This is a genomic window from Deinococcus seoulensis (assembly GCF_014648115.1).
In the GTDB taxonomy this organism is placed as follows: Bacteria; Deinococcota; Deinococci; order Deinococcales; family Deinococcaceae; genus Deinococcus; species Deinococcus seoulensis.
The window spans coordinates 98,301-110,723 of the sequence record NZ_BMQM01000007.1; the positions used below are offsets into that span (position 1 = coordinate 98,301).

Sequence of the window (12,423 nt, forward strand, 5' to 3'; positions counted from 1 at the left end):
TCCGAGTGGATGCGACTCGTAGAGCTGCTCCGCAGAGTAGGAGAGAAACGGATTCCGGACGTGGAGTTGGCAGATCGGTGGTGTTCCGATCTGCGGGCGAAATAAACGGCAGTCCGTATGACCGCGCCGCCGGGAAGGGCATCCCCGGATTCCCAGCGTTCCTTCAGGTGAACGGCACCCACGCCTTCATCTGACCCTGCCAGGATGCCGGGCATGCCCATCAAGCGATTCAATGACCTCTCCACCTCTCAGAAAGCAGGCCTGATCACGGCCGGACTGGTGCAGGCAGGCCTGTTCGCCGCCGCGTGGACCGACCTGAACCTGCGCCGCCCGGACGCCGTGCGCGGCAGCAAGGCGGCGTGGCGCGCGGGCCTGTTCGTGAACACGCTGGGGCCGCTCGCGTACCTCCTGAAGGGCCGGACCGGCAGCGCGTGGACGGAAGCCGACGTGCCGGACCAGACCGGCCGGGTCGTGATCGTGACCGGCGCGAACAGCGGCCTGGGCCTGGAAACCTCGCGTGCACTGGCCCTGCGCGGCGCGACCGTGATCATGGCCTGCCGGAGCGCCCAGAAAGCAGAGAAGGCCGCCGCCGGTATCCGCGCCCTGAACCCGAAGGGCGAGGTTGTCCTGATGCCCCTGGACCTGGGTGACCTGGACTCCGTGAAGGCCTTCGCGGACGCCTTCCGGGCGCGGTACGACCGGCTGGACATCCTGGTGAACAACGCCGGGATCATGGTGCCCCCCCTGGGCCGCACCGCGCAGGGGTTCGAGACGCAGTTCGGCGTGAACCACCTGGGCCACTTCGCCCTGACCGCGCAGCTGATGCCCACGCTGGAGCGCACGGCGGGCGCACGGGTCGTGACCGTCAGTTCCATGGCGCACCGCTTCGGGGAGCTGAACCTCGCGGACGCCAACTGGCATGCCCGGCCCTACGTACCCATGCCCGCCTACGGGCAGAGCAAACTGGCGAACCTGCTGTTCACGCACGAACTGCAACGCCGCCTGAACGCCACCGGGAAGGACGTGCTGGCCGTCGCCGCACACCCCGGCTGGGCCGCCACCGGGTTGCAGGGCGACAGCCAGGGCTCGAATCTCGCCAACCGCCTGTTCGCGCAGCCGCAGGCGATGGGCGCACTGCCCAGCCTGTACGCCGCGACCGCCCCGGACGTGACGGGCGGCGCGTACTACGGCCCCAGCGGCCTGCTGCAACTCGGCGGGAACCCTCAGCAGGTCGACTCGAACGCCCGCTCGCACGACACGCAGGACGCCGCGAACCTCTGGGCGCTGTCCGAACGCCTGACCGGCGTGACCTTCACGGTCTGACACGGATTCCGGTTGAATGGGCTTTGCAGCCTATTCAATATGAGCGGACTCGTAGAGCTTCGTAGAAGAGCGAGTAGGAGAAAAGCGGGTTCCGGACGTGGAGTTGGCAACCCGGCGCCCTTCCGGGTGGAGGGCGAAATAAACGGAGTCCGTATGAGGCTGGGGAGAGGCGGCGCGGGCTTCTCTCCCAGTTTGCTGTCACCGCTTGCGATCAGGCTGATTCTGTTCTAGGCTAATCCTGCATCGTCAGATTCACCACATTCAGGCGGGACGTCCTCCCGCCGGGAGGTCACCCATGCAGCTGCACCCCTACCTCGGCTTTGACGGACAGGCCCGTGAGGCCCTGGAGTTCTACCGGTCCTGCCTGGGCGGCACCCTGGACCTCATGACCATCGCGGAATCCCCGGTCGCCGCGCACTTCCCCCCTGACAAGCAGAACCGCATCCTGCACGGCAGCCTCACCAGCGGCGCCCTGACCCTGAGTGCCTCGGACATGACCGAGGACGTGGGCCGCACCCACAGCGTCACCCTGGCCCTGACCAGCCACGACCTCGAACACGCCCGGCAGGTCTTCGACGCGCTGGCGCAGGGCGGCACGGTCACGCACCCCCTGAGCCCCTCGTTCTGGGAAGGGACCTTCGGGCAGCTGACCGACCGCTACGGGCACCACTGGATGATGAACGTCCTCCCCGCCACCCGCTGATGCGGGCCGTCACGCCCTTCCTGATGTTTCAGGGTGAGGCCACGCCCGCCCTGGCGCTGTACCTCACCCTGCCCGGCGCGCGCCTCCTGCACCGCCAGGACACCCCAGACGGGCGCGTGCAGATGGCCGAACTGGAACTGAGCGGGCAGCGCGTGCGCATCACCGACTCGCCCATCCCGCACGCCTTCACGTTCACGCCGTCCACGTCCCTGTTCCTCGACTGCGACACCTGCGAGGAATTCGACCGGGTGTGCGACACGCTCGGGGCGGGCGGCGCGTACCTGATGCCCCCGGACGACTACGGCTTCAGCACCCGCTTCGCGTGGCTGAACGACCCGCACGGCGTGTCCTGGCAGGTGAACCTGCCCCGCTCCCCATGAAGCTGCTGCTGACCTCCGGTGGGGTCACGAACGCCAGCATTCACGCCGCGCTCGTGGAGATGCTGAGCAGACCCATCGCCGAGTGCCGGGCGCTGTGCATTCCCACCGCGCAGCACGGCCACCCCTGGTGCACGCCCGACACCGCGTGGCGTTTCGTCGCCGGACGCAGCCCCGCCCCGATGGTGGACCTGGGCTGGGCCAGCGTGGGCCTGCTGGAACTCCTGGCGCTGCCGCACCGCCCCCGCGAGCAGTGGGAGGCGTGGGTGCGCGCCGCCGACGTGCTGCTCGTGGACGGCGGCGACGCGACCTTCCTGACCCACTGGCTGCGCCAGTCCGGGCTGGCCGACCTGCTCCCCGAGCTCAAGGACACCGTCTGGGTGGGCGTCAGTGCGGGCAGCATGGCCCTGACGCCCCGCGTCGGTTCGCAGTTCGTCTCGTGGGCCGGGGCGGACGGTGACGACCGCGGGCTGGGCCTCGTGGACGTCTCGATCTTCCCGCACCTGAACTACCCGGACTTCCCCGACAACCGCATGCCCAACGCCGAGGCCTGGGCCGCGCAGATCGGCGGGCCCGCCTACGCCCTGGACGACCAGAGCGCCCTGCGGATCGTGGACGGCGTCACCCAGGTCATCTCGGAAGGGGAGTGGCGGGCGTTCCCGTGATCGCCACCTCACCGCCTCCGTCCGCCTGAACCGGCCCTCCCGACTTGGTGCGGGGGCGCGTATTCTCCCGGTATGACCGCGCCCGATTCCCTTTCGCGTGATGTGTTGCTCACCTGCCCGCTGGACTGCCCGGACGCCTGCCGCCTGAAGGTGACGGTGGGCCGCGCCGCGCCGGGCGGGCCGGAGCGGATGCTGAAGGTGACGGGGGACGCCGCGCACCCGGTCACGAAGGGCTTCGCGTGCGCCAAGACCGTGCATTACCCGGCCCGCGCGAACCACCCGGACCGGCCGCTGTACCCCCTGAAACGCGTGAACGCCAAGACGGACGCCGAGCCGGTCTGGGCGCGCGTGACCTGGGACGAGGCGCTGGACGACATCGCCGCGCGTCTGCGCACCCTGCTGGACACGCGTGGGCCGGGCAGCATCCTGCGCTACAACTACGCCGGGACCATGGGCCTGATGGAGGGCACGCACGTGCACGCGCTGTTCCGCGCGCTGGGCGCCCCGGAACTGGACGAGACGATCTGCGCCACGGCGGGCACCGAGGCCTGGAGCCTGGGCTACGGCACGCGCTTCGGGGTGGACCCGGCGGACGTGGCGCACGCGCGGCTGATCGTGCTGTGGGGCATCAATTCCCTGAGCACGAACAGTCACCTGACGCCGCACCTGACGGCGGCCCGCAAGGCCGGGGCGCGGATCGTGTGCGTGGATCCGTACCGCAACCGCACGGCGGCGTTCGCGGACGAGCACCTGAAGATCCGGCCCGGCACGGACGCCGCGCTGGCGCTGGGCGTGATGCACGAACTGTTCGCGCACGGCTGGACGGACGAGGCGTACATCGCCGAGGCGACCACCGGCGTGGAGGAGCTGCGTGAGGCGGCCCGCGAGTGGACCCCCGAGCGCACCGCGCAGGTGACTGGGCTGGACGCGGACGTGATCCGTGCGTTCGCCCGCGCGGTCGGCACGACGCGGCCCACGTACTTCCGGGTGGGGTACGGCATGACCCGCCACGAGCACGGCGGCACGAACCTCCGCGCCGTGACGCTGATCCCCGCCCTGACCGGCGACTGGCGGCATCGGGGTGGAGGCTGCACCCTGAGCACCAGCGGCGCGTTCCGGCTGAACCGCGCCCGCCTGGGGGCCGCGCACCTGATCCGCCCGGACGCGGCGCGCGTGAACATGAACGAGTACGCCGCCGCCCTGCACCCGGACCGGGGCTTCGGGGCGACGTTCATCTACAACTGCAACCCGGCGGTCGTCGCCCCGGATGCCGGGCGGGTCCGCGCGGGCCTGCAACGCGATGACCTGCTGGTCGTCGTGCTGGAACAGGCGATGACTGAGACGGCGCGGCTGGCCGACTACCTGCTGCCCGCCACGACCTTCGCCGAGCACGCCGACGTGTACACCAGCTACGGGCACCACTGGCTGGGCTACAACCCCGCCACGCTGGACGCCCCCGGCGAGGCGCGCCCGAACTCCTGGGTGTTCCAGGAACTCGCGCGCCGCCTGGGCGTCACCGAGCCCAGCGTGTACTGGACGGTGGACGACCTGCTGGCCGAGCTGCTGACCACCGACCACCCCCTCGTGGCGGGCATCACGCCCGAGAGGTTGAAGGCCGAGGGCAGCGTCCGCCTGAACCTCCCCGAGGGGTTCCTGCCGTACGCGCACGGCGCGGAGACGCCCAGCGGGCGGGTGCAGCTCAGCCCCGCGCCCGCCCACCGTGAACCCCTGGCGGCGTTGAGTGCCGAGTACCCGGTGCGGCTGCTCACGCCGCCCGCGCATCACTTCCTGAACAGCACGTACGGCAACCTGGCGAACCTGAACCGCGCCGAGGGTGGTGAACCGCACCTGCTGCTGCACCCAAGTGACGCGCAGGCGTCCGGCGTGACTGACGGGGCGCTCGCCACGCTGACCAGCGAGACCGGCAGCGTGCAGCGCCGCGTGAAGGTCACGGACGCCGCGCAGCCCGGCGCGGCCATCCTGGAGGGCACGTGGTGGGGCCTCAGCGCGCCGGACGGGCGCAGCATCAACGAGCTCACCGCGCAGACCCTCACCGACCTGGGCGGCGGGAGCACCTTCCACAACACCCGTATCCGCATCGAGCCCGCGCAGGGCTGAGGGGAGACCGCATGCGTCCCCTGATCGTCACCGAGTTCGTGTCCCTGGACGGCGTCTACGAGGAACACTCGCCGTGGCGCGCCCCGTACGACCCGGACGACGGGCCGTTCAAACGCGACGAACTGTTCGCCAGCGGCGCGCTGCTGCTGGGCCGCACCACCTACGAGGAATTCGCCGTGTACTGGCCGACCGCGACGGGCGCGTTCGCGGACCGCATGAACGCCCTGCCGAAGTACGTGGCGACCACCCGCCCCGGCCCGCTGGCGTGGAACGCCACTTCACTCGGGCCGGACGTGCTGGCAGACGTGCAGGCGCTCAAGGCGCAGCCGGGCGGCCCGCTGCTGGTGTACGGCAGCGGCACCCTCGCCCAGACGCTCCTGCGCCGTGGGCTGGTGGACGAACTGCGCCTGATGGTCTTCCCGGTCGTGCTGGGGCGCGGCAAGCGCCTTCTCGACACGCTGGAACACCTGCCCCTGACCCTGCTGGAGACCCGCTCACTGGGCGCGGGCGTGCTGCTCCTCACGTACGGGCCGACGGCCGCGCCGGACGGCTAACGGCGTTTGCGCGCCGCCTGCGCCTGCTCGTTCGCGGCGGCGGCAGCGCGGATCAGGTCGCGGAACGCAGTGTCGTCCAGGGCGGCCCCTTCGTGCAGGTCGATGGCGCGGCGCACCTTTCCGTCCAGGCTGGCGTTGAACAGCCCCGCCGGGTCGGGCAGGCTGGCCCCGCGCGGGAACGTGAGTTTCACGGCCCGCGCGTAACTCTCGCCCGTGCAGAGGATCCCTGCGTGCTCCCAGACCGGCACGCCGGGCGAGGTGGGTTTGGCCCACTTCACGCTCTCCTGCACGCCGGGCAGCGCTTCCCGGATCAGCCCCCGCACGTGGCGCAGGGTGTCGCCCCGCCAGTCGGTTGTCACCGGGTCGGGGTGGGTCACGATCCGGCCAGCATGGCCTTCCAGCCTTCCAGGTCCTCTCCGACGGTCAGGTGCTTCCCGGCCCGCACCAGTGGCAGGCGCAGCAGCGCCGGGTCCTCGATCACCTTGGCGATCACGCCGTCCTCGGTGGTGCGCAGGTACGCGAGGTTGCTGCGCTCGTACGCCTTGCCGGTCAGGTCCAGCAGGGCGTTCAGGCCGAACTTCTGCACGAACCGGCCGAGCTCGCCCTTCGCGATGGGCCGCTCGTTCAGGTCCACGAAGTGAATCTTGATCTTGCGTTCCTTGAAGAACCGCTCGGCGGCGCGCGTCTCCTTGCTCTTGCGGGTGCCGAACACCTGTACCTGCAACTCACTCATGCCTCAAGTGTAGGGGAGGCGTTCAGTTGGTGTAGAAGCCCAGGTCGCCGTCCGCGCCACTGACGGGCAGGCCCAGGTGGTCGTAGGCGTGCGCGGTCGCCACCCGGCCGCGTGGCGTGCGTTTGATGAAGCCCAGCTGGATCAGGTACGGTTCGTACACGTCTTCCAGGGTCAGGGCGTCCTCGCTGATGGCGGTGGCCAGGGTGTCCACGCCGACCGGGCCGCCCGCGAAGCGGTGAATCAGGGTTTCCAGGTACTTCTTGTCGCGGTCGTCCAGGCCGGCGCTGTCCAGGCCCAGGCGGTCCAGGGCGTCCTGCGCGCGGCCCAGTTCAATGGTGGTCTCGCCTGCCACGTCGGCGTAGTCGCGCACGCGCCTCAGCAGGCGCTTGGCGATGCGCATGGTGCCGCGTGAGCGTGCCCCGACTTCCAGCGCGGCGTCGTCGCTCAGGCCGAAGCCCAGCAGGCGCGCGTCACGGGTCAGGTTCTGGGCGATTTCCTCGGGCGTGTAGTACTCCAGGTGTTCGATGATCCCGAAGCGGCTGCGCATGGGCGCGCTGATCAGGCCGGGGCGGGTGGTCGCGCCGACCAGCGTGAAGCGCGGCAGCGGCAGCTCGATGGTGCGCGCCGCCGGTCCCTGGCCCAGCACGATGTCCAGCTTGAAGTCCTCCATGGCGGGGTACAGGTGTTCCTCGGCCACGCGGCCCAGGCGGTGGATCTCGTCGATGAACAGCACGTCGCCTTCCTCCAGGCTGTTCGTGAGGATGGCGGCCAGATCACCGGGTTTCTCGATGGCAGGGCCGGAGGTCACGCGGATGTTCACGCCCAGTTCGGCGGCGATGATGTGCGCCAGGGTGGTCTTGCCCAGTCCGGGCGGCCCGAACAGCAGGGTGTGGTCCAGCGCTTCCTTGCGGCCCCGCGCGGCCTGCAGGTACACGCCGAGTTTGTCCTTGAGTTTCTCCTGGCCCACGTACTCGGTCAGGGTCTTGGGACGCAGGGCAGCGTCGAGCGGTTCGGTCATAACAGAGAGTGTATCGCAACTTCGCTGCTAGCGGAATACGGTCTTTTCAGCCGGGCGGCCGCGTCCCGGCCGCGCGTCACGGGGTTGCGTACTCGCGGATCAGGCCCGGCAGGTCACGGTCCAGCGTGCCGTCCACTACCGCCCCGTTCCCGTACACCCGCACGAACCGCCCCCGGCCGTCCACCACGCTCACCTGATCCCCGTGCAGCCGCGCCGCCGCCGACGCACCCGCACCGACCGCCGCCGCGTTCTGCGCTCCCCCCGCGCCCTGCGCCGCGCCGCCCATGTGCGCGCTGTGATCCCCGGCCGGCATGGGCGCCACGTTCGCCACGAACATCACCCGCGCCGCCTCGTCGATGGTGGCCGCCTTCCCGGTCAGGCCCGTGAACGCCGGATCAAAGCGGTCCAGGTACGCCCGCACCACGTCCGGCGTGTCGAACGCCGGGTCCACCGTGACGAACTGCACCTGCACCCGCCCGCGCTGCTCCGGCGACAGCGCCGCGAGGCTGTTCTTCAGGCTGGCCAGCGTCACCGGGCACACGTCCGGGCAGCGCACGAACCCGTAGAACACCAGCCGCACCCGCCCGTCCGACGCGGCCAGCGTCGTCGTCGCCCCCCGGTCATCCACCAGCGGCAGGGCGGGCAGGGCCAGCGGCACGTCCAGCGCGTCCCCGCCCAGCACGCCCGGTGTCACCTGCCGGTACACCAGCAGTCCCGCCAGCGCCGCCGCCACCACCAGAAGCACTGCCGTCAACCAACGCGAAACCGTCATGCCCGCAGGGTAGGGGAGAGGCGCGGGGTGGCGTGTCCCACGGCGGGGGAGCAGGACGCAGGCAGCGCCGACCTGCCGCCCACACGATGCCTCCCACACAACGCGAAAGGGACGCCCTCTCAGGCGTCCCCCTTTCGCTCCTACGGTCTGTGGTTACCAGGCGTAGAAGATCGCGACGATCAGCAGCCACACGACGTCCACCAGGTGCCAGTACAGGCTGGCGGGCGTGATGGAACCGTGGTTGTACTTGTCCATCTTGCCGGTCATGGCCTGGTAGAAGGGCAGGGCCACGCCGGTGCCGCCGATCAGGATGTGCAGACCGTGCAGGCCGACGATGGTGAAGAAGCACGCCTGCCACAGGTTCTGTTTCCAGTCGCTTTCCACGCCGAACAGCGTGAACTCGTACACCTGGAAGATCATGAACACGGCGCCCAGGATCAGCGTGATGAACAGGCCCAGGCGGAAGCGGGTCAGCTTGCCGTGGTGGTTGTCCTGCTCGGCGCGGTGAATCACGAAGGAACTCGTGACGAGCACCAGGGTGTTCAGCGCGGCCAGCCAGATGTTCGGGCGCAGCGCGGGCGGCTCGGCGGCCCCGATCACGCGCAGGTACACGTACCCGGCGATCAGCACGCCGAACAGACCGACTTCGCTGATGATGAACCAGCTCATGCCCATGAAGCCGTTGTCGTACTTGGTCAGGTGGTGGTGCGCGACGGGCACGTCGTACTCGCGCGTACCGGCCCACTTGAACATCGCGAACAGGAACAGCGGGATGCTCAGGTACAGCACGATGGACGCGAACACGTGGCCGGGCGCGGCGTCGAAGAAGGGCTTCAGGCCGCCGGTGGGCGTGTAGTTGGTGAACCAACCGAAGCTCAGGCCGTAGCCCATCAGCAGCAGCGCGGCGGCCGTCAGGAAGGGGCCCCAGCTGTCCACGGGCAGGTGAATGCTCTTGGGGTCCACGGGGGTCAGGGTCTCACCGCTCTGCTCCCAGTCGTACAGGGGGCGTTCGGTGGGGAAGTTGGTGGGGAACTCGTGCGCGAAGTTGTACGCGGCGGGCGGGCTGGCCGCCGTCCATTCCAGCGTGAAACCGCCCCAGGGGTTGGGGGAGGCCGTGGCGGGCGCGCGGAAGCTCTGCAGCATGTTCCACACCCACACGATCCCGCCGGCCAGCAGCGTGAGGGCGCCCAGCGTGCTGATCAGGTTCAGTTCGCTCCAGGCGAAGTTCCCTTCGGGGTAGGTGTAGTAACGGCGCGGCATGCCCAGCAGACCCAGGATGTACTGCGGCAGGAAGGTCATCCACGAGCCGATCATGAACAGCCAGAAGTGCCACAGGCCCAGCTTCTCGCTCATGAAGCGGCCGGTCATCTTGGGCCACCAGTAGTACAGGCCGCCCATCGCCAGGAACGCCGTGCCGAACATCATCACGTTATGGAAGTGCGCCACGACGTAGTACGACATGGTGACCTGGTAATCGAAGGGAATCATGCCCAGGCTCACGCCGGTGATCCCGCCGATCAGGAAGTTGAAGATGAAGCCCACCAGCCAGTACGTGGGGCTCTTCATGACGATCCGCCCGCCCCACAGGGTGCCGATCAGGTTGAAGATCTTCACGCCGGTCGGGACGGCCACGATCAGCGTGGCGATCATGAACGCGATCTGCCAGGCGTCGGGCAGGCCCACGGCGAACATGTGGTGCACCCACACCAGCAGGCTGACCAGCACGATCGCCAGGATCGAGTACACCATCACGCGGTACCCGAACAGCGGCTTGCGGGCCATGGTGCTGGCGATCTCCGCGCCGATGCCCAGGTACGGCAGCAGCATCACGTACACAGCCGGGTGAGAGTAGAACCAGAAGAACTGCTGGAACATGACGGGCACGCCGCCGATGCCGGGGTTGAACATGCTCAGGCCCAGCTTCAGTTCCAGGTACGTGACGAGCGCCGCGGCGGTCAGGCCGCCCAGCGAGATCAGCTGCAGGATCGAGGTCGCAAAGATGCTCCACACGAAGATGGGCATCTTCCACAGGCTCATGCCGGGGGCGCGCATGTTCACGATGGTCGCCGCGAAGTTCGCGCTGCCCAGCAGCGACGCGATGCCGTTCAGGGTCAGTGCGACCATCAGGACGGCCACGCCGGTCTGGTTGGCGTCCACGCTCAGGGGGTAGTAGAAGGTCCAGCCGACGCCGGGCGCGCCGCCGTTGGCGAGGCCCGTGATGACCAGAACCAGGCTGAAGATGAACAGCCACACCGCGAACGTGTTGATGCGCGGCAGCGCCACGTCACGGATACCGAGTTGCAGCGGCAGGAACCAGTTCCCGAAGCCGAACAGACCGATCGGAATCAGGAAGAAGAAGATCATCAGCGCGGCGTGCAGGGTCAGCACCTGGTTGTAGGTGTTCCCGACCAGGAAGGTGTTGTCCGGCACGGCCAGCTGCAGGCGGATGCCCACGGCCAGCAGGCCCGCGATGGCGAACCCGATGATGCTGGTCAGGATGTAGAGCGTTCCGATCTTCTTGTGATCGGTGGTCATCATGTAGTCCTTCAGGACCGCCCACACGCCGGGGCGGGCGCTGGACTCCTGAAGGGGTGCGTGCTGAACGGTCACTGGGTGCCTCCGCTGGCGTTCGCGCCGATGACCGGCGTTTCCCGCCAGTAGTCCGCTTCCTCGGGCAGTTTCAGGCTGCGCAGGTACGCGGCGATATCGTCAATCTCGTCGTCGGTCAGGACGCCGCCCTTGAGTTTCTGGCCCTTGCTGAGGTACTCGCTGCCGTCGTAGGAGGGCATCAGGCTGCCGGGTTTCACGGTGGGGCTGTGCTTGATCCACTCGTGCAGCTGCTCTTTGGCCTTGGGCTCGGTCCACTGCGCGGCGCTCATGGCTTCCCACATGCCGGCACCCAGGGTGCGGCGCGTGCCGAAGAAGCTCAGGTCCGGCCCGGCCACACCGGCGGCGGGCGTGCCCTGCACGCGGTGGCAGGCGGCGCAGGCCACGGCGGCCGTGCTGGCCTTGCCCTGCATGAACAGCGCGTACCCGCGAGCCTCGGCGCTGCCGGGGTCGGGTTCGGGGGCGCGGTAGGCCTTCATGGCGGCCAGGGTCGCGTCGTAGCGGTCCTGATCGAGCGCGATGACCTTGTACCGCATGTTGGCGTGCGAACCGCCGCACAGCTGCGAGCAGTTGCCCTGGTACACCCCGGCGCGTTCCGTGTCCACCTGCCAGGTTTTCTTGACGGCGGGCATCGCGGCGCGCTGGCCACCGATGTTCGGCGCCCAGAAGCCGTGGATGACGTCGCCGCTGGTGATGGTCAGCGCGACCGGCTGCTTGGTCGGCATGATGAACTCGTTGCCGTTGGTGACCACGCCGCCCGCGTCACTGGTGGTTTCGGGGTACGCGAAGTTCCACCAGAACTGCTTGCCCAGCACGTCGATCTTGGTGGCCTGCTCGGGCGTGGGGTTCAGGATCGCCATGGAGCGCACCGTCAGGATGCTCAGGCCGAACACGATCACCACGGGCACGGCCACCAGGATGACCTCCAGGCGGTTGTTCCCGTGGAACTGCGCGGGGGGCGCGTCGTGCCTGTCCTCGCGGAACTTCTGCACGGTGTAGAACAGCGCGTACGACACGCCGACGAAGATGATGATCGACAGGACAATCGCCCAGACGCTCATCCACCAGATTTCGCGGTTGTAAGCAGACGACATGTCCCCGATGAACAGGGATTGGTTGGCCTGCTGACAGCCGGTGAGCAGTGTGGCGCCCAGCGCCGCCGCCGCGATGGGCCGCGTGATGGGTCGCCTCCGTGTGCCGCTGTGGCGGTGTTTGGTGGTGTTCAACTTCACTCCTTTCCTCTGCTTGCAGTCTAAAGCGTCATACGGGGTTGTGCGCGTCACACGGAACGCCCACATGCGTCCTGCCAGAGCACAACACACGCCCCGAATTCTACCGACCGGTCAGGCATACCCCCCATGAGACACCATGAGGAACGGGCAAGTGTCCTGATGGCCTGCCAGTCGGCCCGGCGGACGCGCCTTCCGAACCCCGCTATCATGCCCAGCCGCCGCGCGCCGTGCATGAGGGACGCAGCAACCCCCGCCCACATCGTCCACCATGAAGCACCAATGATACGGATTCCGTTTGTTTCGTTAACAACCCGGAACAGC

General features: G+C 68.8%; 12 protein-coding genes. 6 read left to right on the top strand and 6 right to left on the bottom strand.

The features are described 5' to 3' along the window. The first annotated feature begins 213 nt into the window (after window positions 1-213). From IEY70_RS07425 to IEY70_RS07450, 6 genes are all read left to right on the top strand, one after another. Entirely contained in the window at window positions 214-1,323 is a 1,110-nt protein-coding gene (locus IEY70_RS07425) for an oxidoreductase (RefSeq protein WP_189064371.1), read from the top strand. Window positions 1,324-1,618: 295 nt separating this feature from the next. Then, a complete protein-coding gene (locus IEY70_RS07430) occupies window positions 1,619-2,026 on the top strand; it encodes a VOC family protein (RefSeq protein WP_189064372.1) in 408 nt (135 codons plus the stop codon). Then, window positions 2,026-2,406 (top strand): VOC family protein, encoded by a 381-nt coding sequence (locus IEY70_RS07435; protein ID WP_189064373.1) that lies wholly within the window; start codon window positions 2,026-2,028, stop codon window positions 2,404-2,406. Before IEY70_RS07430 ends, IEY70_RS07435 begins: the two co-directional genes overlap by 1 nt. Next, the gene (locus tag IEY70_RS07440) at window positions 2,403-3,068 is read left to right on the top strand and encodes a Type 1 glutamine amidotransferase-like domain-containing protein (protein WP_189064374.1); all 666 of its coding nucleotides are present in this window, start codon (window positions 2,403-2,405) and stop codon (window positions 3,066-3,068) included. The genes IEY70_RS07435 and IEY70_RS07440 overlap by 4 nt, the downstream gene beginning before the upstream one ends. A gap of 72 nt (window positions 3,069-3,140) precedes the next feature. Beyond that, entirely contained in the window at window positions 3,141-5,186 is a 2,046-nt protein-coding gene (locus IEY70_RS07445) for a molybdopterin oxidoreductase family protein (protein WP_189064375.1), read from the top strand. An 11-nt stretch (window positions 5,187-5,197) separates the two neighbouring features. After that, complete coding sequence (locus IEY70_RS07450; RefSeq protein ID WP_189064376.1) at window positions 5,198-5,740, top strand: dihydrofolate reductase family protein; 543 nt, start codon at window positions 5,198-5,200, stop codon at window positions 5,738-5,740. Here the strand turns inward: IEY70_RS07450 and IEY70_RS07455 are convergent. From IEY70_RS07455 to coxB, 6 genes are all read right to left on the bottom strand, one after another. Further along, the gene (locus IEY70_RS07455; RefSeq protein WP_229777730.1) at window positions 5,737-6,117 is read right to left on the bottom strand and encodes a DUF1801 domain-containing protein; all 381 of its coding nucleotides are present in this window, start codon (window positions 6,115-6,117) and stop codon (window positions 5,737-5,739) included. The two genes, IEY70_RS07450 and IEY70_RS07455, sit on opposite strands and share 4 nt — an antisense overlap. Further along, window positions 6,114-6,473 carry an ArsC/Spx/MgsR family protein gene (locus IEY70_RS07460; RefSeq protein WP_189064377.1) on the bottom strand — a complete coding sequence of 120 codons (360 nt, stop codon included), beginning with the start codon at window positions 6,471-6,473 and terminating at the stop codon, window positions 6,114-6,116. The genes IEY70_RS07455 and IEY70_RS07460 overlap by 4 nt, the downstream gene beginning before the upstream one ends. Before the next feature lie 22 nt (window positions 6,474-6,495). Then, window positions 6,496-7,491: a Holliday junction branch migration DNA helicase RuvB gene (ruvB, locus tag IEY70_RS07465; protein WP_189064378.1), complete on the bottom strand. Its 996-nt coding sequence runs from the start codon at window positions 7,489-7,491 to the stop codon at window positions 6,496-6,498. A 76-nt stretch (window positions 7,492-7,567) separates the two neighbouring features. Further along, window positions 7,568-8,263 (bottom strand): SCO family protein, encoded by a 696-nt coding sequence (locus tag IEY70_RS07470; protein ID WP_189064379.1) that lies wholly within the window; start codon window positions 8,261-8,263, stop codon window positions 7,568-7,570. A 153-nt stretch (window positions 8,264-8,416) separates the two neighbouring features. After that, on the bottom strand, window positions 8,417-10,873 hold the full coding sequence (locus tag IEY70_RS07475; protein ID WP_189064380.1) for a cbb3-type cytochrome c oxidase subunit I: 2,457 nt from the start codon (window positions 10,871-10,873) through the stop codon (window positions 8,417-8,419). Then, a complete protein-coding gene (gene coxB, locus IEY70_RS07480; protein WP_229777731.1) occupies window positions 10,870-12,102 on the bottom strand; it encodes a cytochrome c oxidase subunit II in 1,233 nt (410 codons plus the stop codon). The genes IEY70_RS07475 and coxB overlap by 4 nt, the downstream gene beginning before the upstream one ends. Window positions 12,103-12,423: the final 321 nt, after the last annotated feature.